This window comes from Bartonella silvatica, from assembly GCF_040545155.1.
GTDB classification, from domain to species: Bacteria; Pseudomonadota; Alphaproteobacteria; order Rhizobiales; family Rhizobiaceae; genus Bartonella; species Bartonella silvatica.
In genome coordinates this window covers 19506-42793 of the sequence record NZ_JBEPLI010000011.1, presented here as the reverse complement: position 1 = coordinate 42793, position 23288 = coordinate 19506, and the positions used below count along the sequence as shown (strand labels likewise).

Here is a 23288-nt window from a genome sequence, read left to right as displayed (position 1 = left end):
ATTACCACCTATCATATCACATAATATCACGCCGATACATTTTCTTTATCTTCCGCACATTCTGCGTAAATGTAAAGAGGACGTGCCTTCCCATCAACGACATCACTCGAAATAACGACTTTTTGGACACCTTCAAGAGCTGGCAATTCAAACATCGTTTCAAGAAGTATCTTCTCCATAATAGAACGTAAACCACGCGCCCCCGTTTTACGTTCTATCGCCTTCTTAGCAATAGCCTGTAGTGCATCTTCATAAAATACCAACTCAACATTCTCCATCTCAAAAAGACGCTGATATTGCTTCACCAATGCATTTTTAGGCTGTGACAAAATTTGAACAAGAGCGTTAACATCTAAATCTTCCAAAGTAGCTACAACAGGAAGACGACCAATAAACTCTGGTATCAAACCAAATTTTATAAGATCTTCAGGCTCTAAATCACGAAAAATTTCACCAACACAACGCTCATCAGGTGCCTTGACGGTCGCAGAAAAACCAATAGAAGTTTTTTCACCACGCCCTGAAATAATGCGTTCCAAACCAGCAAAAGCTCCTCCACAAATAAACAAAATATTTGTTGTATCAACTTGAAGAAACTCTTGTTGCGGATGCTTACGCCCACCTTGAGGAGGAACAGAAGCAATTGTTCCTTCCATAATTTTTAATAATGCTTGCTGAACACCTTCTCCAGAAACATCTCTTGTAATGGAAGGGTTATCAGCTTTGCGCGAAATCTTATCAACCTCATCGATATAAACAATACCACGCTGCGCACGCTCAACATTATAATCAGCCGCTTGAAGAAGTTTTAGAATAATATTCTCAACATCTTCACCAACATATCCTGCTTCCGTTAAAGTCGTTGCATCTGCCATCGTAAAAGGCACATCAATAATACGAGCCAAAGTTTGTGCTAAATATGTCTTACCACACCCCGTTGGACCAACAAGGAGAATATTTGACTTGGCCAACTCAATATCATTGTTCTTAGATTGGTGTGCAAGCCTTTTATAATGATTATGGACAGCAACAGAAAGAACACGCTTTGCATGTTGCTGACCAATAACGTAGTCATCAAGAACTGTTATAATTTCCTGCGGGGTAGGCACACCATCACGCGCCTTAACACCAGAAGATCTATTTTCTTCACGAATAATATCCATGCAAAGCTCTACACATTCATCACAAATGAACACAGTAGGCCCTGCGATGAGCTTACGAACCTCATGCTGACTTTTGCCACAGAACGAGCAATAGAGAGTATTTTTTGTTTCACTCCCGCTATTGCCAAGTTTGCTCATTTTTCTTTCCTTTCACTACGGTATATGAATACTTCGTCTTTTCAAAGGAAGTTTTTCATAACGAAAATTATAAAAACATATAAAAAAAACCGCTTATCATAGTACCTTTAGATGTTTTTCCTTATTTTCGCGATATTTTTATAACCCCCTCATTAAGAGTAGCCATTTTTTCTATAAAAACTCTTAATCTTTTTCAGTTTCTGCACGATATTCTATAACATCATCAACTAAGCCAAATTGCTTAGCCTCTTCCGCTGTCATAAAATGATCACGATCAAGCGTCCTTTCAATTACCTCATAGTTCTGTCCTGTATGTTGAACATAAATTTCATTTAAACGCCGTTTCATTTTTATAATATCTTGGGCGTGCCTTTCAATATCTGAAGCCTGCCCTTGAAAACCACCAGAGGGTTGATGCACCATAATACGTGCATTGGGTAATGTAAAACGGTGACCTTTTGCTCCAGCAGTTAAAAGCAAAGACCCCATAGACGCTGCTTGCCCCATGCAAAGTGTAGAAACAGGAGGGCGAATAAACTGCATGGTATCGTAAATTGCCATACCAGATGTTACAACACCGCCAGGGGAATTAATATAAAGACTAATTTCTTTCTTAGGATTTTCCGCTTCCAAAAAAAGTAATTGTGCACAAACAAGCATCGCCATACCATCTTCAACGGGACCATTAATAAAAATAATTCTCTCTTTCAAAAGACGAGAAAAAATATCATAGGCTCGTTCACCACGATTGGTTTGTTCAATAACCATAGGCACAAGGCTTAATGCTGTTTTCATTGGATCACTCATGTCTTCACTTTCCATTCATATAGTAACTGCTTTTTATGCATTCAATGTTCTTCTCCATAGGCTAACATGACTCTCTTCCGCAAGCTACAATCAATACTCTTTAAGTAAGATTAAAGCTCTTTTCGTTAAAATAGCAATAATACCCCTCCCCAAACAAATCACCTGCATCAAGAATTCTAGACACACAGCACAATGACAAAAGCTTCCTTTCTGAACTTCTTGAGTGTTTTTCTAAGAAAATAAAACCCTATCAAACGTGAATCTACAAATAGCTCAATACCAAAAGCTGGATTAAAGATTTATTTATTTTTCATCTCGCGCAATCATAAACAGTATTCCTTTATTGATGAATAAAAAAGCTATACCACTTGGCTAATCACGAAGTACCATATTGTCAAATATCGTTATTGCAAGATTTCTCGGTGAAACCGACATTTTTTCCTCTTTAATTAGAATAGTTTCCAGACACGATGCTTCCATCCAAACCAATGAGGCACCATTCCTACACTCTCCCAATATTTCTCAAATACTCTTATAATAGCGCTATTAGACGGCAAATAAAGTGTGAAAAAGCTCATTTTTACAGCATTTTCTTTTGCAAGCAAAACCTTATTCGCCTCTGGATGAAATTGCTTCACCTAGTAAACATCTATATTTAACCAAACACTTTGCTAATCTCTATCAATATAACACAAAAAAATCTGAAAACTAAACAATTACACATCTCAGCTTCTCATCAGAGAAAATTAAAATAAAGATGACCCACTGCTGAATATGGTACAATAAATTCAGTTGTATATCATCAACACTAGAAAAAAGAGCGTCTATTTTTTATCATAGCTAAAAAACTTAACACATTGCCTATTTTTAATTATCGAAAACACATAAAGTCTATCCAATAGTCTTTATTGTCTATCATACTAAAAATTACCAATATTCATAAGCAATATGTTAAAAATATTCTAAACTGACGCGAAACAGTTGCTCAACATCATGAACATACTCAGAAAGAGCAAAAATCACAATCCGATCACCAGACAAAATACGTGTACCAGCCGAAAGCTGTATGATTGCCTTATTGCGATAAATTGCACCAATTCTCAAACCATCCGATAAATCGAGCTCTGACAATGATTTACCAACCAATGAAGATGTTTGCATGACTTCAGCTTCAATAATTTCCGCTTGCCCATTAAAGACTGAGTGAACAGCACGAATACGACCACGGCGCATTTGCTGTAAAATTCTCGATATAGTAACACTATGTGGGTTAAGATAGGCATCTACCCCAACTGCACGGCTAAACTCTTGGTAAGCAACATTATTAATCAGCACCAAATTGGCTTTGCATCCCAATCTTTTGGCGATGATAGCACTTAACAGATTGACCTGATCCTGATTGGTCAATGTAATCATTAAGTCGGCCTGATCAATTCCTGCATCCTGAAGGATCACCGGATCAAGCACATTCCCATATAAAACGGTTGTTTTTTCAAGTTGGTCAGCAATGGTTAAGGCTCTTTCTCTATGCGCTTCGATAATCTTCAACCTTAATTTATGGTGGCGCTTTTCAATAGCCTGAGCAACATAAAGACCAATATGTCCCCCTCCTGCAATAATCATGCGATGAGCATCTTGTTCTTTATGACCAAAAAGCCCAACCGCACGGCGCATTTGATCACGAGCTACCACAAGATAGGTCACATCACCAACGCGTAATTGGGTCTCTGAATGTGCGACCAATAACTCTGAGCCTCGCTTAACAGCCGTAACCGTCGTGCGAAGATCTGGAAAAAGCTCTGTTAACTGACGCAAAGGTGTATTAATAACCGGACAATCTTCCATACACTCTAGGGCTAATGCAACAATATCATCATTACAAAAATAAAGAACATCTACCGCACCAGGTAAAGCGATACGGCGTAAAACCATTTCTCCCACTTCAACTTCTGGTGAAATAACCACATCAATGGGAATATTTTCTCTAGAAAAAAGTGTCTTATAGCGCGGTTCTAAATAAGACTGTGAACGGATACGGGCAATTTTTGTTGGAACATTAAACAATGAATGTGCTATCTGACACGCGACCATATTGACTTCATCAAATAAAGTTACTGCAATCAACATATCAGCTTTATCTGCATCAGCAGCTAAAAGGACCTCAGGCCGAGAACCATGCCCAACAAAACCTCTGACATCTAATGTATCGCAAATTTTTTCAATTAACCTTGCTTCAATATCAACAACAGTGACATCGTGATTTTCAGCAGCAAGGCGCTCCGCTATCCCATAACCGACCTGCCCTGCCCCACAAATAATAACACGCATAATTTTAAGAAACTCCAAGCGCTTTAAGCTTACGGTGCAAAGCAGAACGCTCCATACCTATAAATTCAGCTGTACGAGATATATTCCCACCCAAACGTCCAATTTGTGCTTCTAAATATCTCTTCTCAAACAATTCTCGTGCTTCACGTAATGGCAAAGCCATTATACTTTCATCTGTATTTATTTGTATACGTGGTAAAGAATCACTCACTTCACTAGGAAGAAGCTCTGCTGTTATTGGACCATCACCATCACGTACAAGAATGAGAAGACGCTCGATATTGTTACGTAATTGCCGCACATTACCAGGCCAATCATGCGTTTGCAAAATAGCAATCACATCGTCATCAATTTCACGCGGTTTAATACCAACTTGCTGAGGTATTGTCTTAATAAAATGGCGGATAAGCTCTGGAATATCTTCACGACGTGCAGATAATGGTGGAACAGAAATAGGAACCACCGAAAGACGATGAAACAAATCTTCCCTAAAAGCCCCATCAGACATGAGATTCTCTAGGTTTTGCGTGGTTGAAGAAATGATACGAACATCTACCTTGACACGTTTTGTGCCACCAACTCTTTCAAAGGTCTGCCTTGTCAATACGCGAAGAATTTTACCTTGCGTTTCATATGGCATATCAGCAATTTCATCAAGATATAATATCCCACCATGCGCTTCCTCTAACGCACCGATCTTACGTTCTTCTCCCTCCATTTCACTACCAAACAATTCGATTTCCATCCTTTCTGGAGTAATCGTTGCAGCATTTATTGTAACAAATGGTCCATTCGAACGTGTTGAAAGCGCATGAATGGAACGCGCAACCATCTCTTTTCCTGCACCTGAGGGGCCTGTAATCAGAACACGGCTATTGGTTGGTGCTACTTTTTCTATAATTTGACGTAACTGTTTTATAGCAGTTGATGTTCCAAGAAGTTCCAATGTCTCATTCGAACGCTTTCTGAGCTCTAAAAGTTCACGTTTTAAATTTGAGTTTTCAAGAGTACGTTCTGCAACCAATACAAGTCGATCAGCCTTAAAAGGTTTTTCGATAAAATCATATGCCCCTCGCTTTATAGCAGAAACAGCTGTCTCAATATTACCATGACCAGAAATCATAACCACAGGAAGAGTAGGGTATCGTGTTTTAATTTCATCAAGAAGCGCCAAACCATCAAGACGACTTCCTTGCAGCCAAATATCTAAAAAAATAAGCCTTGGAATGCGCTCACTAATTTTCATTAAAGCATCATCAGAATTACAGGCAACACGTGTTTCATAACCTTCATCATCTAAAATACCAGCAACAAGCTCACGAATATCTGCCTCATCATCAACAATTAAGATATCTGATACCATTCTATTCCCCTATCTTATGACTTATCGCTTGCGCAACACTACCCTGCTTAGCTCTATCCACAGGAAATATCAAACGGATCATTGCACCACGACCTTCATAAAAATTTTTTGGCGCGTCATGCAATTCCATAGAACCACCATGGTCTTCAATAACTTTACACACAATAGCCAATCCGAGCCCCGTTCCCTTTTCTCGCGTTGTTATATAAGGCTCTAATAATTTTTGTCTTTGCTCTTTAGGAAGCCCTTTACCGTTATCAATAACATCGACAACTATACACCCGTCCTTATGATGAGAACGCACAAGAATATGACCATGGCCCCCCTCTTCTCGCATAACCGAGTCTATGGATTCGCTCGCATTTTTAATAACATTGCAAAAAGCCTGTACAATAAGGCGATTATCAAATGCCCCCATAAGTGCTACATTTCCTAAATCTTGCTCAAAGCGGATATCATGTCGCGTAACTTCTATTAAGAAACACGCTTCGCGCAGTAATCCACGTATATCTAACACATGCATTTGTGGCTTAGGCATACGTGCAAAAGAAGAAAATTCATCAACCATACGCCCAATATCTCCAACCTGTCGAATAATCGTATCAATACATCGCTCGAAGACATCTCGATCCTGTGTGATCACTTTATCGTAACGCTTACGAATACGCTCAGCCGATAGTTGAATTGGTGTGAGTGGGTTTTTTATTTCATGTGCAATACGACGTGCAATATCTGCCCACGCAGATGTACGTTGTGCTGCAACAAGATCTGTAATATCGTCAACCGTTAGAACCCAAGACTGCCCCTGTCCATCATATTCTTCCATGGTAATTTGCACATTACAAACGCGCTCTTGACCTGCTACACTTAAAGTGACCTGTTCACGGTGATTCTTGCGTTCTAGCGAACGCGCAAACTGAAACACTTGCCAAATTTCACCACTGAATGATAAAAGGCTGTGCCCAATCACTTGTTCAGAGCGAATATCAAACATCGTTTCCATAGATCGATTGATAATTGTAATATCACCATTATCATCAATACCAGCAACCCCGGCTGTTACACCAGACAAAACCGCTTCAGAAAAACGTCGTCTCTCATCAATCTGATCACGAACCGCGATCAACTCATTGCGTCGACTTTTTAGTTCACTAACCATGTAATTAAACGTTTTCGATAATTGCCCAATATCTCCATCCCTCGCGCGCACGGGCACAAAAACCTCCATATTTCCAGAAGCCACATCATCCGCTGCACCAATAAGGCGACGAATAGGACGCACCAAACGATCAGCAACAGCAATACCAGCCCAGATGGCAGATAAAAATAAACTAAAAAATAGGCAAAGATAAAGCATACCGAATGCAACTTGCGTCAACAGACGATTTTCATTTAAATCACGATAACGATCAGTATTAATTTCCGTTAAGCGTAAAGCTGATAAAACCTCTTTATCAACGTCACGCACCAAATATAAATATGTATTGGGGATATTTGTAAACTTTAAAATAATACCAAAATAATCATGGATACCCGGTTGAAAAGAAAAAGGGCTCGCACTCGTTGCACGCTCAATAAGATTGGAAGGAGGTATTGGCAGTTTATTCTCATCGCCAAGATTGCTCGATATAAAAATAGTTCCACTGGAGCTTAACAAAAATGCACCACGCAGATTGCGCCCTATAGCGTGACGTGTCAATTGCATTCTATATTCTGCTGGGTTGCGCTCTAAAAGTCTTTTATTGTCAAGCGCAAATGCCATAGCATAAGATAAATTTTTTAAATTTTGCAGCATCTCATCTGCATAAGCATTCGCTAAATCAATGGAAGAACCTACAATTTGCCGTGTTGTTGTATCAAACCATCGGTCAAGTCCTAAATTAAGTGCTGGCCCCGATACAAGAGCCACGGCAACAGCTGGCATTGTTGCAACAAGTGCAAACAAAGAAATAAGACGCACGTGAAGACGCGACCCCGCACGCCTAGAACGCCACGCACGAATGATGGGAATCATCTCATAAAAAACAATCGTCACAAGCCCTAACACCCAGACGCTATTAACCCCTATAAGAATAAGGGTTACAGTCCTGCTGGGAACAATAGGGGTTAGTCCAATGAGAATGATAAATGAAATAGATGCTGTTAGCAAAGCTAACACAATAGTTGTAATACCTAAAAAGACATATATCTTACTCAAACGATACAAGTCATCGTTATGAGTATTCTGGTCTATATCTTGGATATTTGTCACAGACGTTGTATTCATGATGCGCTTACATTACCTATCCTCTTGTTTTCATATAACCTCTTGTAACAAAAGTTGACAATACCCATACCACATTTAAACTATAACCAATCCGCAAAATGGAGAAAAAGCTTCTATATTCTGCAAAATATCTTTACTTCTATATTCTGCAAAATATCTTTAAAAGAAAAAGTATTCAGTGAGTTTATAGAGGAGATGAGATGCGGTTAACCAAACAAACAAATTATGCACTGCGAATGCTTATGTACTGTGCGAATAATCAAGAGACTCTGAATCGTATTCCAGAAATCGCTAAGGCATATGCCGTTTCTGAACTTTTTTTATTTAAAATCCTTCACCCCCTCGTTGAAGCTGGTTTTATACAAACAGTCCGTGGGCGCAATGGTGGCGTTAAATTGGCAAAACCCGCAGCAGAGATTTCAGTAGCTGATGTTGTGAAAATCACTGAAGATAACTTTTCTATGGCGGAATGTTTCGACACTGTAGAACCTAATTGTCCATTGATAGATTTTTGTAGCTTAAGTACTGCACTTCATAAAGCATTAAATGCTTTTTTTGATGTGTTATCGGTGATATCTTTGGCCGATCTACAAAAATCATCCTTGAAAAAACACTTTAAAATCAATGATAAAAATGACAAACTAGAATAATAAGAGGAGATTTAGTATTTCTATTGCAGCGATCATATTAGCCGCTGGACGCGGTGAAAGAGCAGGATCTTCCCAAAAAATTCCAAAACAATATCGGTTTCTGGGAAACGAACCGGTTATTCATCATACCGTGCGTTGTTTTTTACAGAATCCAGCCATTAAAACGATTGTTCTTGTTATTCATCCAGAAGATCATCAAATCTGTGAGCAGGCTATTGCCGATTTTAAAGAGCATCTTATTATTGTTGAAGGAGGGAATACACGCCAAATATCTACCTTACATGGGCTGCATGCACTTAAAAATTTCAAACCTCAGTATGTCCATATTCATGATGGCGCACGCCCCTTTATTGAAAACCGTCTCCTCGAAACAATTCATAGCACCGTTAATCACCAAGAAGGTGTTCTCCCTGTCCTTGCTGTTTCTGATACTCTCAAACGCGTCAATGATGAACACCACATTTTAGAGACAATTCCACGTACCCATCTTTATCGTGCACAAACGCCACAGTGTTTTCCTTTTAAAAGAATCCTGAGTGCCCATGAAAAAGCAAAACACATTTGCAACAAAGAATTTACTGATGATTCTGAAATTGCAGAGTGGTTTGGAATTCCTATGCGTACTGTTTCCGGCGATCCTAACAATATAAAAATTACATGGTACGAAGACTTTAGTACCGCAAATTTATATCTTCAGAAAAAAATGCAAATATTTCCCGATATCCGCACCGGAAATGGTTATGATGCTCATTCTTTCGAAGAAGGAACTTCTCTTACATTATGTGGCATAGAAATTCCCTTTCATAAAAAACTAAATGGACACTCCGATGCTGATGTTGCTCTTCATGCATTAACAGATGCCCTTCTCGCTACTCAAGGAGCAGGAGATATTGGCACACACTTTCCCCCTTCTGATCCTCAATGGAAAAATGCGTCTTCGGAACTTTTTCTCCGTCATGCTCTTGATATTGTTAAACAAGCAGGTGGTCGTATTGCCAATATTGATATTACACTGATCGCTGAAGAACCTAAAATCGGCCCCTATCGTCAAACTATGATAAAAAATCTTATGAACATACTCACAATTTCATCCGATCGAATCTCTATAAAAGCAACAACAAATGAGAAGCTTGGATTTATTGGTCGTGGCGAAGGCATTGCAGCTTTTGCAACAGCGAGTGTTCTCTATCCAGGAGAAATTCCTCAATGACATATTTTTGTGAAAAACAAGCACGTGATATTCTTACAGCTTGTCGCAAAAAAGGTTTACTTTTAGCAACCGTTGAATCTTGTACAGGAGGACTTATTGCTGCCAACCTCACGAATATTGCAGGATCATCAGATGTCTTCGACTGTGGGTTTGTTGTTTATTCAAATGAAGCGAAAATGCGCCTTGTTGGTGTATCTCCTGAACTTATAAAAACCTATGGTGCTGTTTCAAAAGAAGTTGCTCTTGCAATGGCTGAAGGTGGACTACAATACTCACAAGCTGATATCGCTGTTTCCGTAACAGGGATTGCTGGACCAGGGGGAGCATGTCCTGGTAAACCTGTGGGACTTGTGCATTTTGCAGTTGCTCACAAAAACCGTAAGACCTTACATAAAAAGATACATTTTGGCAATCTTGATCGTCAAGCTATCCGCTATGCAACCGTTGAAAACGCTTTGCAAATGGTCTTAAAATCTCTCCAATAAAAACTCCCTTCATTAGATTCAAGATTTCATATGATCATCATTGCAACGCACAATTTAGAGTAGGTCTTACAAAAAATACTAACTCAGTAAATTATGTTTCTTAAGCTCCATAAATTTGGTGTGCACGCTCCTCAAAAGCATCAGTAAATTTATGAAAAGCAATGTCAAACATCGACCCCATCACCAGTCCAAGCATTTTATTTTTAAATTCATAATCAATAAAAAACTCTACATTACATGCTTTACACGCTTTGGCCTTTTCAAGATCATAAAAGGCCCAACGATTTTCAAGATATTTGAATGGACCATCAATATATTGAACCTCTATGAGATTTTTCTTTGGCTGGAGAAACACTTGGGTCGTAAATGTTTCTTGGATGAGCTTATAACCAACTGTCATGTCAGCAATAAGCAATATCTTGTCTTTACATTCTTTGCGAGAACGGACGATTAAAGCTTCACACATTGGTAAAAATTCAGGATAACACTCAATATCTGATACGAGGTCAAACATTTCACTGGCGCTATGGGCAACCTGCCGATGTGTTGTAAAAGTCGGCATAATTATCTCTGTGAAGCAAACTTTTTATCGCGTGCCTTTTGCAAAATCGCGAAATCATCACCCGCATGATGCGATGAGCGCGTTAGAGGATTGGAAGCCATGTGTAGAAAACCCTTCACTTTACCAATTTTAGCAAAGGACTCAAACTCTTCAGGAGGAACGAAACGAATAACTGGATGATGCTTTCGTGTAGGCTGCAAATATTGCCCAATTGTCATAAAGTCAACATCAGCAGAGCGCAAATCATCCATTAACTGAAGAATTTCATTTCGTTCTTCTCCAAGCCCAACCATAATTCCTGACTTTGTGAAGATTGTCGGATCAAGTTCTTTAACGCGTTGTAATAATCGAATAGAATGAAAATAACGTGCCCCTGGGCGCACTTTTAAATATTTAGAAGGGACTGTTTCTAAATTATGGTTAAAAACATCAGGTTTAGCAGCAACAATCGTCTCTAATGCCCCATCCTTATGACGAAAATCAGGTGTGAGAACTTCAATTGTCGTCTTGGATGCTTTTTGACGAATAGCGAAAATAACTTTTGCAAAATGTCCAGCACCACCATCTGCAAGATCATCACGATCAACCGATGTAATAACAACATGCTTCAACTCCATTTGTGCAACAGCATTTGCTACACGCTCTGGCTCATTGTCATCAACAGCAAGTGGAATACCTGTTGCAACATTGCAAAAAGCACAAGCCCGTGTACATATTTCCCCCAGAATCATAAAACTAGCATGCCGTTGGCTCCAACACTCACCAACATTTGGACAGCCTGCCTCTTCACATACGGTCACTAACTTATGAGCACGGACAATACCATGCGTTTCTTTATAGATTGGTGATGTTGGTGCTTTTACGCGAATCCAATCTGGTTTTTTTTGAATGCTTGTATCCGGACGATATGCTTTTTCGGGATGACGCACACGTCTATTCGTAACTCTATCAACAACCGTAACCATTTAAGCCTTTGCCTTATTATTATGGAATGCCGATGAAAAATTAAACACAAAACTTTTCATACATCCCAGCCATCAAGCATTTAAAACTTGACCATACGCATCCAGTACACTTTCTTTCATCATTTCTGATAATGTTGGATGTGGGAAAACAGTATGCATCAGTTCCTGCTCAGTTGTTTCAAGATTCATAGCAATGACAAAACCTTGAATTAATTCTGTTACCTCTGCCCCAACCATATGTGCCCCAAGAAGTTGTCCTGTTTTTTTATCAAAAATCGTTTTCACCAACCCCTGATCTTCCCCCAAAGCAATCGCTTTGCCATTTGCTGAAAAGGAATAACGACCAACACGTATATCATAACCTGCTTCTTTTGCCGCCTCTTCTGATAGCCCTACAGAGGCAACTTGCGGCGTGCAATAGGTACATCCTGGAACTTTTTTCTTATCAAGTGGGTGAATATTCTCTAAACCCGCAAGATGTTCGATGCATATAACCCCTTCTTCTTCTGCTTTATGTGCCAACATAGGAGGACCAGCAACATCACCAATAGCGTAGATTCCCTCTACACCTGTCCAACTCCATTCATTGGTTACAATACACCCATGTTCAGTTTTTATACCGAGCGTTTCTAACCCAAGATTCTCAATATTACCCTGAACTCCAACTGCTGAAATCAATCGATCCGTTGTAATTGTTTCGCTCTTACCCTTAACATCAATATGCACAGTCATAGAATCAGTAGCTTTTTCAACCTTCTTCACTTTCGCCTGTGTAAGAATACGGATCCCTTTTTTCTCTAACTGTTTACGAGCAAATGTTGAAATTTCAATATCTTCGGCTGGCATAATATGAGGCATCATTTCAACCACAGTCACCTTTGTTCCCATATCATGATAAAAAGAAGCAAATTCAATACCAATTGCCCCAGATCCCATAACCAAAAGTGACTTTGGAATCGTCTGTGGAATCATCGCTTCAAAATAAGTCAAAATAAACTTTCCATCTGGCTCCATACCAGGAAGAACACGGGGACGCGCACCCGTTGCAATAATGACGTATTTTGCCTGATAAGTCCCCTCTCCTAATGTTCCTTTAGGTACTGGATTTTGCGGTTGCATAATCGGTTTTGACGATGAAGAAACTGTAATTTCTGCAGCCCTCCCCTCTTTCGCTTTTTTCGTAAGCTTTGCTTCACCCCAAATAATATTGATGTCATTTTTTTTCATCAAAAAACCAACACCGGCATTTAAACGCGCTGAGACCGCACGCGAACGTGCCACAATATCCTTAATATTGACTTCAACTGAACCATTAAGCTTTAGACCATAATCTTTGGCATGTTCAGCAAAATGTTTCATTTCTGCTGAACGTAAGAGGGCTTTTGTCGGAATACATCCCCAATTTAAGCAAATCCCACCAAGATGTTCACGTTCAATAATAGCAGTTTTGAAACCGCATTGTGCCGCACGAATCGCGGTTACATATCCGCCAGGCCCTGCCCCAATCACAATTACATCATAAAGATTCGCCACAGTAATCCCTCCATGGAAACACATTAAACGAATAAGCATTTTTTGAATTTAAACTAAAAAACAATCGATAAAATTCTCTCATGTCTTTTATTTTAAGCTTCACATAAATGCTTTTCTAATTATAAACGGTTACGAAGCTGCTCTTCAACTCCTGAAATCCGTTTTTACAATATCAACGGCTGCACGCATAAATAATTTGCGTGAAGTGGCTTTTAAAAAACTCAAATGAGCATTACCAATGGGTTCTCAATTATCTTTTTAAAAGTTTGAGCGAGGTTTGCAGCTAAAGCACCATCAACAGCACGATGATCCGCAGAAAGCGTAACAGACATGACTGTCGCAACCACTAATGCGTCATTTTTAACAATAGCACGCTTTTCACCTGCGCCAATGGCAAAAATTGTTGCATGTGGAGGATTAAGAATAGCCGAAAAATTTTTCACGCCATACATTCCCATATTTGATACAGCTGTTGTCCCACCCTGATACTCTTCCATCTTTAACTTACGCTCACGTGCACGCTTTACAAAATCCTTCATCTCGTTAGAAATAATTGATAAAGGCTTTTTCTCTGCATGACGAATAATAGGGGTAATTAAGCCATCGGGAACAGAAACCGCTACGCCAACATCACAGTGCTTGTGGTGGAGCATTCCACCTTCAAGCCAAGAAACATGCGCATCTGGAACCGCTTTCAAAGAAAGAGCAACTGCTTTAATAATCATATCATTAACAGAAAGCTTGTAAGCTGGTTTAGATCCTTCTTGCGTCTTAACCATAGGGGCTGCAGCATTCAACTGCGTACGAAGTCCCAATAACGCATCGAGTTCACAATCTACCGTCACATAAAAATGTGGAACTGTTTGCTTTGATTCAACCAAACGTTTAGCGATTGTTTTACGCATATTACTATGGGAGGTAAACACATATTCATCCTCTTTGAAAAGCTTCAGGATCTGTTCATCAGATGCACCTGCCACTACTGGTTGGCCAATTTGTGACGAATAAGAATCCTCAAGAACACCACCACTCAATGCTTTTTCTACATCGCGCTTGATAATACGCCCATGAGGACCACTTCCAGAAACAAATGATAAATCAAGCCCTGCCTGCGCTGCTAATCGCCGCGCTAAAGGAGATGAAAAAGGGCGTCTGTTTTTTTGATCTTGTTGCACTAATGGCGAAACTGATGATGCATGGGACATCTGTGTATTCTTCGATTCCACCTGTTTTGCATCCTCTGATTCTTTAATGACAAAAGCGTTAGCCGACTCTTCTGCAACTTTTGCTGCATCAGCCAAGTCTTCACCATCTTCTGCTAAAATGACGATCAAACTATTCACTTTAACGCCTTGCGTCCCAGCTGGAACAACGATCTTAGCAACCGTTCCTTCATCAACAGCCTCTACCTCCATCGTTGCCTTATCTGTCTCGATTTCCGCAATAACGTCACCAGGGGAAACTTTATCTCCTACCTTAACATTCCACTTTGATAGATTTCCTTCTTCCATCGTCGGAGAAAGCGCAGGCATTGTAATTTTAATGGGCATCGTGCTTTCCTCCGTTATGCTTTATAAGTTACAGCCTTAACGGCTTCAACAATTTCAGAAATGCTGGGCAAAGCTAACTTTTCAAGATTAGCAGCATAAGGCATAGGGACATCCTTACCAGAAATTGTAGCAATGGGTGCATCAAGATAATCAAAAGCCTGCTGCATAACGCGTGTTGCTATTTCAGTTCCAACCGATGACTGAGGATATCCTTCTTCAATTGTTATCAAACGCCCCGTTTTTTTAACCGAAGAAATAATTGTTGGAAGATCCATTGGACGAATAGTTCGTAAGTCAATGAGCTCAACATCGATACCAAGCTTTTCAATTTCTGGCAATGACTGAACCGCGTAGTGCATCCCAATCCCACATGCAACAATCGTAGCATCTTGTCCAGATTTATGAATACGTGCTCGACCAATAGGTAAAACAAAATCATCTATTTGAGGAACATCAAATTGATGACCATATAAAATCTCATTTTCAAGGAAAACAACAGGATTATCATCACGAATAGCCGCTTTTAGCAAACCTTTTGCATCTGCGGCACTATAAGGCATAACAACCTTAAGTCCTGGCACATGACCATACCAAGCAGCATAACACTGAGAGTGCTGAGCACCAACACGCGCAGCCGCCCCATTGGGACCACGAAAAACCATAGGAGCAGTCATTTGCCCACCAGACATATAACGCGTTTTAGCTGCAGAATTAATAATTTGATCCATTGCCTGCATAGCAAAGTTAAATGTCATGAACTCAACAATGGGACGTAACCCTCCAAACGCAGCTCCAACAGCCAATCCTGCAAAACCATGTTCTGTGATTGGTGTATCTATAACTCGACGCGTACCAAATTCTTCCAATAACCCCTGACTCACCTTGTAGGCACCCTGATATTGCGCAACCTCTTCCCCTAAGAGGAAAACCATTTCATCACGTCGCATCTCTTCGGCCATCGCCTGATTAAGCGCCTCACGCACCGTCATCGTAACCATTTTTGTCCCAGCGGAAATATCAAAATCAGGAGGCGTATCAAAAGTGGGTTCTTCTTGCACTGATGACGAAAAAGTAGAAGATACATTCTCGTTTTTTGGCTTCACTTTCGAAGGTGCAGAAGAATCGGTCGTTTGTGGGATATCTCCAACACTTTCTCCCTCTTCTAATAAGACCGCGATAACTGTATTAACCTTTACACCTTCAGAGCCTTCAGGCACACAAATTTTACCAATTGTTCCTTCATCAACAGCTTCTACTTCCATCATTGCTTTATCAGTTTCAATTTCAGCAATCACATCACCAGAAGTAACCTTGTCCCCCTCTTTCTTGAGCCATTTAGACAACTTGCCTTCTTCCATTGTTGGTGAAAGCGCAGGCATCAAAATATCAATAGACATACTTACTTCCCTCACATCAAACTAAAATATCCCTATAGAGCTCAGCAGCATCTGGCTCTTGATCACTTTGCGCAAAATCGACAGCATCCGCAATAATAGAACGCACCTCTTTATCAATCGATTTTAGATCATCTTCATTTGCAAATCCTTGTTTAAGAATTCGATTCCTCACCTGATCAATCGGATCATGTTCTTCTTTTATTTTCTGAACCTCTTCTTTCGAGCGATATTTTGCTGGATCAGACATAGAGTGACCACGATAACGATAGGTCTGCATATCAAGAATAATAGGCCCTTTACCCGAACGCGCCCAAGAAATTGCTTCATCAGCAGCCCCTTTTACCGCTCGAACATCCATACCATCAACAACAATACCTGGAATTTCAAAAGAAAGACCACGACGAGAAAAATCAGTCTCTGCCGATGCGCGTGAAACAGATGTTCCCATAGCATACTGATTATTTTCAATGATATAAACTACAGGAAGCTTCCAAAGTGAAGCCATATTAAAACTTTCGTAAACTTGCCCCTGATTTGCAGCACCATCGCCAAAATATACCAGTGTCACGTTATCTTTACCAAGATACTGATTTGAAAATGCTAACCCTGAACCAATGGGAACCTGTGCACCAACAATACCATGCCCCCCATAAAAACTTTTTTCTTTAGAAAACATATGCATCGATCCCCCTTTCCCTTTGGAAAAACCACCTTGACGCCCTGTTAATTCTGCCATCACACCACGTGGACTCATCCCAACAGCTAACATATGCCCATGGTCACGGTAAGACGTGATAACCTGATCACCTTCCTTCGCAGACTTTAACGTCCCAATGACAACAGCTTCCTGCCCGATATAAAGATGACAAAAACCACCAATAAGCCCCATACCATAAAGCTGTCCTGCTTTTTCTTCAAAACGACGGATTAAAAGCATCCTACGGTAAGCATCAATTTCTTCTTCTTTTTTAAAATGCGCTATAGGTGCTCTCTTGGTAGCGTTTGATAATGTCGTGTGTACCACCGACGCAGAACCTTTTTTAGACCTTTCTGCCATACTAAACTCCCTTTATGATTGTTTAGGAATACTCTTTACGAATGCAAGTTACAAGTATTATCAATCAGCTTAAACCTTATTATAGGTAATTGTTTCAAAATATTTTTTGAAATTAAGAAATTTCGGATTAGTTCTTAATATCACTTAAAGGAGTTAGAATTGTCAATTCATTCGGCTTAGAAAAGTTTAAATTCTTTCGAATATATTCATCCAACATATCCCTCTCAATATGTCCGTTACGTAAAAGAGAAATACGCTTTTCGATGGCTATCCGTTCAGTTTCCACTTTGTGAAGCTCTTCTTCTAATTCAATAATATGTCTATTAACCTCACTGCGTGAATACAGTCCGTATTCACCATGATAAATATGATAACTGAAATAGCTCAAAACCCCTACCGTCATAAACGGCAGTACAAACCGCATTCTAATTGATCTGCGTTTTTGCTTTGTCCACATAAAATAGCACAGTCTTTACAACTTAATCGTCTTCATACTTTGCCTAACAGTGCATAATTTTGATTAATACCTCATTACCAAACATTCACTTTAAGGTCATTTTTTTCCATACACTTCCCACAATAAAAGTCAGCAATATATTCATTTATGGTATTTATATTACCTGGCATCTGTTAAGCTGTAACTTTATAGCCATCTTTATCGGTAAAATTCCCCGTTAAAATAACTATAAAATCAATAAATGCTCAAATTCCAGATATCAATATCCCAACAAGTGATAAAAAGAAGATAAGCATAAAAATACCAGTCCCCACTTTACCGACCATAAAACGATGAATACCAAATCCTCCCATTAAAAAAACACACAAGCGCCAATACTACCTTTGATCGCTCTGACTGACTTTTATTAGAGTAAAGGAAAAACAGACTTAATAACATTACCCTCACGTACAAAGCCAACAACATCACCAACCACTGGTGGTCTTTTTTCCAAACCAATCTAAACTCACAAATTGATAGTGCTTATCATCATCACCCGCAACAAGATAACTCCCTTAACCTTGACTAATAATCTGACCCTCCATTTTTTCTACCTATAAATCATTACTCACGTCTTATTAAGAAGCACGCTTTTCTGGTTTAATAACATATTGATCAGCTTACGGCATGAATAAAACTCATACTCACGCAGCTTTAATAAGAGAAACTGACAACTCAAGATACACATGGAAATTTGAATAGCTTGCCCCCCAATAACTTATCCCCCCCAACACTATAAAAGAGCATAAAGGTAAAAATGCTTTAATTAATTAATGATACTGTCCTGTTCATATAAGATAATATAGTTTTTTGCAATATTTTTATTCAACTATGCAGTATTTTTCACTATTAAATACACAAATATAAGTATTTTTCCACTATATGCCAAATATATTTACAATAACAACATGATCCATTCCTTTAAATCTTATTATAACTATAGTTAGTATAAAATTCTACCAATGTGTAATTTCATTCCCATTTTTGTCTGTAAATTTCCCAGCAACAATAACTATAAAGTCAACCATCATCCAAATTGCTGTAATCAGCACTCCAAAAATTGTCAAAGATAGAATAAGCATTAAAGCACCAGTTTTAACTTTACCCACCATAAAACGATGAACTCCAAATAAACCAGCAACCCAACAAATAAGCGCTAACATGACTTTTGAAGACTCCGACCCCTGTTGTAACAATGGAAAGACAGAATTAATCACACTTCCTTCACATACAAAGTCAATGGTTTGCCCTACCCTCGGTGGCTTCTTTCCACACCAATCCCAAATCGCAAACTGATAACGCTTACCATCATCACCGGAGACGAGATATGTTCCTTGATCTTGGCTAATAATTATACCTCTCATATTTAAATACCTATAAAATTGTTACGTACATATCTTTGATAAAATCATTTAATCTCATAATCAAATCATATAAAAGCTTTATACTCATCATTATCGACGATGAAAACCACCAGCATAACACGCCTGGTTTCCTAGCATTTCTTCAATACGAATGAGCTGATTATATTTTGCTAATCTATCCGAACGCGCAAGTGATCCCGTTTTAATCTGCCCACAATTCGTCGCAACAGCAAGATCTGCAATAAAAGAATCTTCCGTTTCACCTGAACGATGGGATATAATAGCATGATAGCCCGCTTTATGTGCTGTTTCTACAGCATCAAGCGTTTCACTCAATGTTCCAATCTGATTTACTTTAATCAGAATAGAATTAGCTACTCCCATTTTGATACCCTCACACAAACGTGCAGAATTTGTTACAAACAAATCATCACCAACCAGCTGACATTTTCTCCCAATCGAATCAGTAAGTAATTTCCAACCTTCCCAATCATCCTCAGCCATCCCATCCTCAATTGTAATAATGGGATAAGTTTCAACAAGTTGTGTCAAATAGTTGACCTGTTCTTGAGAATTTCGACATTTATCCTCACCTTTATAAAAATAAGAACCATTTTTATAAAGTTCGGTCGCGGCACAATCTAAACCAAAAGCAATCTGTTCACCTAATTTGTATCCACAAGCTGTTACAGATTCCATAATAAAATCAATTGCCTGCTCAGCACTTTTTAATTGAGGAGCAAAACCACCCTCATCGCCCACATTCGTATTATATCCTGCATCTTTTAGACGTTTTTTTAATGTATGGAAAATCTCAGCACCGTAGCGGACGGCTTCTTTCACCGTAGGTGCTCCTACAGGAATAATCATAAACTCCTGAAAATCGATTGGGTTATCAGCATGAACACCACCATTAATAATATTCATCATAGGTGTTGGAAGAACGTGTGCTTGTATACCACCAATATAGCGATATAAAGGCAGGTTTAATGATTCTGCAGCCGCCTTTGCAACAGCCAATGAAACACCAAGAAGCGCATTAGCACCAAGACGCGCTTTGTTTGGTGTTCCATCCAAAGCAATCAATGCTTGATCAATAGCAATTTGATTTCTTGCATCGCGTCCACCAAGCTCCTCAAGAATTTCACCGTTGACTGCAGCAACTGCTTTTTCAACACCTTTTCCCTGATAGCGCATACCACCATCACGAAGCTCTACAGCTTCATGCGCCCCTGTCGATGCCCCTGAGGGAACAAGAGCACGACCAAAAGCTCCATTCTCCAAATGAACATCAACCTCTACCGTTGGATTCCCCCGACTATCAAGTACTTCACGTCCAATGATATCGACAATTATAGTCATATACGCTCCCTTATCCGACAAAAGTCTTGTTTCATTTTAAACACCATAATGAAAAATACTCTCTCTTTGTCAATGCATCTTTTTTGACAGATAATCAAATTCCATTAAAATCTCAAGAAGTCTTTGTAATTCATCAACTTTTATCATATTAGGTCCATCAGAAGGCGCATGATCTGGATCTTGATGTGTTTCCAAGAAAACACCTGCAACCCCTACAGAAACGGCTGCGCGTGCTAAGACTTCAACAAATTGACGTTGCCCACCAGATGAATTACCTTGTCCACCCGGCTCCTGAACAGAATGCGTTGCATCAAAAATAACAGGAGCCCCAAACGACCGCAAAATAGGTAATGCACGCATATCAGAAATGAGCCGGTTATAACCAAATGAAGTACCTCGTTCACAGATCATAACATTCAGATTACCACTTTGCGTGACCTTTCTTAAAACATTCTCCATATCCCACGGAGCTAAAAATTGACCTTTTTTAATATTGATGATACGCCCTGTTTTGGCAGCGGCTACTAAAAGATCTGTTTGGCGACATAAAAAAGCAGGGATTTGTAAAATATCCACCGTAGGAGCAACAATCGCGCATTGCTCTTCTGTATGGACATCCGTCAATACTGGACAACCGAACTCTTTTTTCAAATCAGAAAAAATAATCATTGCCTTTTCAAGACCAATACCACGTGCCCCGTTCAGGGATGTTCTGTTGGCTTTGTCGTAACTAGACTTATAAACAAATTTAATACCAACTTGATCTGCGACTTCTTTAATCCGCCCAGCCATTTCAAAAGCATGCTCTCGGCTTTCCATCTGGCATGGTCCTGCAATCAGTGACAAAGGCGCTTCATTTGAAAAAATAACGTTGCCAACCTCTATAATAGCATTTGGTTTAAACATCTTATCCCTCAAATTAAAACTTATAAATTAAACCAATCGACTCTGCTCTATAGTGGCTTTAATAAAAGAAGCAAAAAGAGGATGCGGGTCAAATGGACGCGACTTCAGTTCCGGATGATATTGAACACCAATGAACCAAGGATGATCTCTATATTCTACTATTTCTGGTAAAATACCATCAGGAGACATACCGGAAAAAATCAAACCACACTGTTCTAACTTATCTTTATAAGCAATATTGACTTCATAACGATGACGATGTCTCTCATAAATCTTTGTTGTTCCATAAATTTTTGCTATATGGCTGCCTTCTTTTAATGTCGCTTCAAATGCACCAAGACGCATTGACCCACCAAGGTCTCCACATTTTGTACGCTTTTCAAGAACATCGCCTTTGAACCATTCAGCCATTAAACCAACAATCGGATTTGGTGTCTCACAAAACTCACTTGATGAAGCACTCTCAATATTCGCAATATTGCGTGCAGTTTCTATGCAAGCCAACTGCATCCCAAAACAAATGCCTAAAAACGGAATTTTATGCTCACGTGCAAATTGAATTGCCCGTATTTTGCCTTCTGCACCACGAAACCCAAAAGCACCAGGAACTAAAATACCATGAACCTTTTGCAAATAAGACGCAGGATCTTCTTTTTCAAAAAGCTCCGCATCAATCCATTCAATATTAACTTTTACTTTATTAGCTAAACCACCATGCGCAATCGCTTCACTAAGAGATTTATAAGCATCCTTCAATCCGGTATATTTTCCAACAACAGCAACTGTAACTTCCCCTTCGGGATGATGAATTCGGTGTGCAATATCCTCCCAACAATCCATTTTTGGTTTAGATGTAGCGTTCATTCCAAAAGCGGAAAGAACTTCTGAATCTAAGCCTTCCTTATGATATGCTACAGGCACATCATAAATTGTGGAAACATCTAATGCCTGAATCACTGCACTCGAGCGAACATTACAAAAAAGTGATAATTTTCTACGTTCTGTTTCTGGAATAGGACGATCTGCACGCACCAATAAAATATCAGGAGCAATACCAATAGATTGTAATTCTTTGACAGAATGTTGTGTTGGTTTGGTTTTTAATTCACCAGCCGAAGGAATATAAGGCATTAATGTAAGATGCACATAAACAACACTTTGTCTTGGTAACTCATTGTGAAGCTGACGAATCGCTTCTAAAAAAGGCATTGCCTCAATATCACCAACCGTTCCACCTATTTCGCATAAAACAAAATCGAACTCTTCATTGCCCGTCGTAATGAATTGCTTAATTTCATCGGTCACATGAGGAATAACCTGCACGGTTGCCCCTAAATAATCACCACGTCGTTCTCGTTCAATAATATTGCGATAAATGCGCCCTGTTGTAATATTATCTTGGCTATTTGCCGAACGTCCCGTAAAGCGTTCATAATGACCAAGGTCCAGATCAGTTTCTGCGCCATCGTCAGTTACGAAAACCTCACCATGTTGATAAGGTGACATTGTACCTGGATCAACATTCAAATAAGGATCAAGCTTTCGAATCCGTACACGATATCCACGCGCCTGTAACAATGCAGCTAACGCCGCCGAAGCGATTCCCTTTCCAAGAGAAGAAACCACACCGCCAGTAATAAAAATATAACGTATCATGGGCTTATGGTGATAAGCCGTTTATTATGA

At 39.4% G+C, this 23288-nt stretch carries 19 protein-coding genes and 1 pseudogene; 3 read left to right on the top strand and 17 right to left on the bottom strand.

The features are described 5' to 3' along the window. Nucleotides 1-26 precede the first annotated feature (26 nt). From clpX to ABID23_RS05320, 5 genes are all read right to left on the bottom strand, one after another. Entirely contained in the window at nt 27-1301 is a 1275-nt protein-coding gene (gene clpX, locus ABID23_RS05340; RefSeq protein WP_354190063.1) for an ATP-dependent Clp protease ATP-binding subunit ClpX, read from the bottom strand. A gap of 183 nt (nt 1302-1484) precedes the next feature. After that, the gene (clpP, locus tag ABID23_RS05335) at nt 1485-2108 is read right to left on the bottom strand and encodes an ATP-dependent Clp endopeptidase proteolytic subunit ClpP (protein WP_354190061.1); all 624 of its coding nucleotides are present in this window, start codon (nt 2106-2108) and stop codon (nt 1485-1487) included. Nucleotides 2109-3059: 951 nt separating this feature from the next. After that, complete coding sequence (gene trkA, locus ABID23_RS05330) at nt 3060-4436, bottom strand: Trk system potassium transporter TrkA (RefSeq protein WP_354190059.1); 1377 nt, start codon at nt 4434-4436, stop codon at nt 3060-3062. 4 nt (nt 4437-4440) lie between these two features. Continuing rightward, complete coding sequence (ntrX, locus tag ABID23_RS05325; RefSeq protein ID WP_354190057.1) at nt 4441-5799, bottom strand: nitrogen assimilation response regulator NtrX; 1359 nt, start codon at nt 5797-5799, stop codon at nt 4441-4443. Nucleotide 5800: 1 nt separating this feature from the next. Beyond that, nucleotides 5801-8065: a sensor histidine kinase NtrY-like gene (locus ABID23_RS05320; RefSeq protein WP_354190055.1), complete on the bottom strand. Its 2265-nt coding sequence runs from the start codon at nt 8063-8065 to the stop codon at nt 5801-5803. A 200-nt stretch (nt 8066-8265) separates the two neighbouring features. On the opposite strand from ABID23_RS05320, the gene rirA reads away from it, so the two are divergent. The 3 genes from rirA to ABID23_RS05305 are packed head-to-tail and all read left to right on the top strand — an operon-like array spanning nt 8266 to nt 10410. Further along, nucleotides 8266-8715, top strand: a complete 450-nt coding sequence (gene rirA, locus ABID23_RS05315; protein ID WP_354190053.1) for an iron-responsive transcriptional regulator RirA — start codon at nt 8266-8268, stop codon at nt 8713-8715. Nucleotides 8716-8731: 16 nt separating this feature from the next. Continuing rightward, entirely contained in the window at nt 8732-9925 is a 1194-nt protein-coding gene (locus ABID23_RS05310; protein ID WP_354190083.1) for a bifunctional 2-C-methyl-D-erythritol 4-phosphate cytidylyltransferase/2-C-methyl-D-erythritol 2,4-cyclodiphosphate synthase, read from the top strand. Then, the gene (locus ABID23_RS05305) at nt 9922-10410 is read left to right on the top strand and encodes a CinA family protein (protein ID WP_354190051.1); all 489 of its coding nucleotides are present in this window, start codon (nt 9922-9924) and stop codon (nt 10408-10410) included. The genes ABID23_RS05310 and ABID23_RS05305 overlap by 4 nt, the downstream gene beginning before the upstream one ends. 100 nt (nt 10411-10510) lie before the next feature. On the opposite strand, the gene ABID23_RS05300 is transcribed toward ABID23_RS05305, so the two are convergent. The 12 genes and pseudogenes from ABID23_RS05300 to pyrG form a co-directional block, all read right to left on the bottom strand. Next, nucleotides 10511-10972, bottom strand: coding sequence for a type II toxin-antitoxin system RatA family toxin (locus ABID23_RS05300; protein ID WP_354190049.1), 462 nt, complete (start codon nt 10970-10972; stop codon nt 10511-10513). A gap of 2 nt (nt 10973-10974) precedes the next feature. Further along, nucleotides 10975-11937, bottom strand: coding sequence for a lipoyl synthase (gene lipA, locus ABID23_RS05295; RefSeq protein WP_354190047.1), 963 nt, complete (start codon nt 11935-11937; stop codon nt 10975-10977). Between the two features lie 72 nt (nt 11938-12009). Further along, a complete protein-coding gene (lpdA, locus tag ABID23_RS05290) occupies nt 12010-13470 on the bottom strand; it encodes a dihydrolipoyl dehydrogenase (RefSeq protein ID WP_354190045.1) in 1461 nt (486 codons plus the stop codon). 221 nt (nt 13471-13691) lie between these two features. After that, entirely contained in the window at nt 13692-15020 is a 1329-nt protein-coding gene (locus ABID23_RS05285) for a pyruvate dehydrogenase complex dihydrolipoamide acetyltransferase (RefSeq protein ID WP_354190043.1), read from the bottom strand. Nucleotides 15021-15034: 14 nt separating this feature from the next. Further along, complete coding sequence (locus ABID23_RS05280) at nt 15035-16417, bottom strand: pyruvate dehydrogenase complex E1 component subunit beta (protein ID WP_354190041.1); 1383 nt, start codon at nt 16415-16417, stop codon at nt 15035-15037. A gap of 16 nt (nt 16418-16433) precedes the next feature. Next, complete coding sequence (gene pdhA / locus ABID23_RS05275; RefSeq protein WP_354190039.1) at nt 16434-17474, bottom strand: pyruvate dehydrogenase (acetyl-transferring) E1 component subunit alpha; 1041 nt, start codon at nt 17472-17474, stop codon at nt 16434-16436. Nucleotides 17475-17601: 127 nt separating this feature from the next. Beyond that, complete coding sequence (locus tag ABID23_RS05270; protein ID WP_354190037.1) at nt 17602-17931, bottom strand: FtsB family cell division protein; 330 nt, start codon at nt 17929-17931, stop codon at nt 17602-17604. Between the two features lie 173 nt (nt 17932-18104). Continuing rightward, a pseudogene (locus ABID23_RS05265) lies at nt 18105-18515 on the bottom strand (TM2 domain-containing protein). A 411-nt stretch (nt 18516-18926) separates the two neighbouring features. Next, nucleotides 18927-19334, bottom strand: coding sequence for a TM2 domain-containing protein (locus ABID23_RS05260; protein ID WP_354190035.1), 408 nt, complete (start codon nt 19332-19334; stop codon nt 18927-18929). Nucleotides 19335-19424: 90 nt separating this feature from the next. After that, nucleotides 19425-20696 (bottom strand): phosphopyruvate hydratase, encoded by a 1272-nt coding sequence (gene eno, locus ABID23_RS05255; protein ID WP_354190033.1) that lies wholly within the window; start codon nt 20694-20696, stop codon nt 19425-19427. 69 nt (nt 20697-20765) lie between these two features. After that, a complete protein-coding gene (gene kdsA / locus ABID23_RS05250) occupies nt 20766-21602 on the bottom strand; it encodes a 3-deoxy-8-phosphooctulonate synthase (protein WP_354190031.1) in 837 nt (278 codons plus the stop codon). Between the two features lie 27 nt (nt 21603-21629). Beyond that, complete coding sequence (gene pyrG / locus ABID23_RS05245; RefSeq protein ID WP_354190029.1) at nt 21630-23258, bottom strand: CTP synthase; 1629 nt, start codon at nt 23256-23258, stop codon at nt 21630-21632. Nucleotides 23259-23288: the final 30 nt, after the last annotated feature.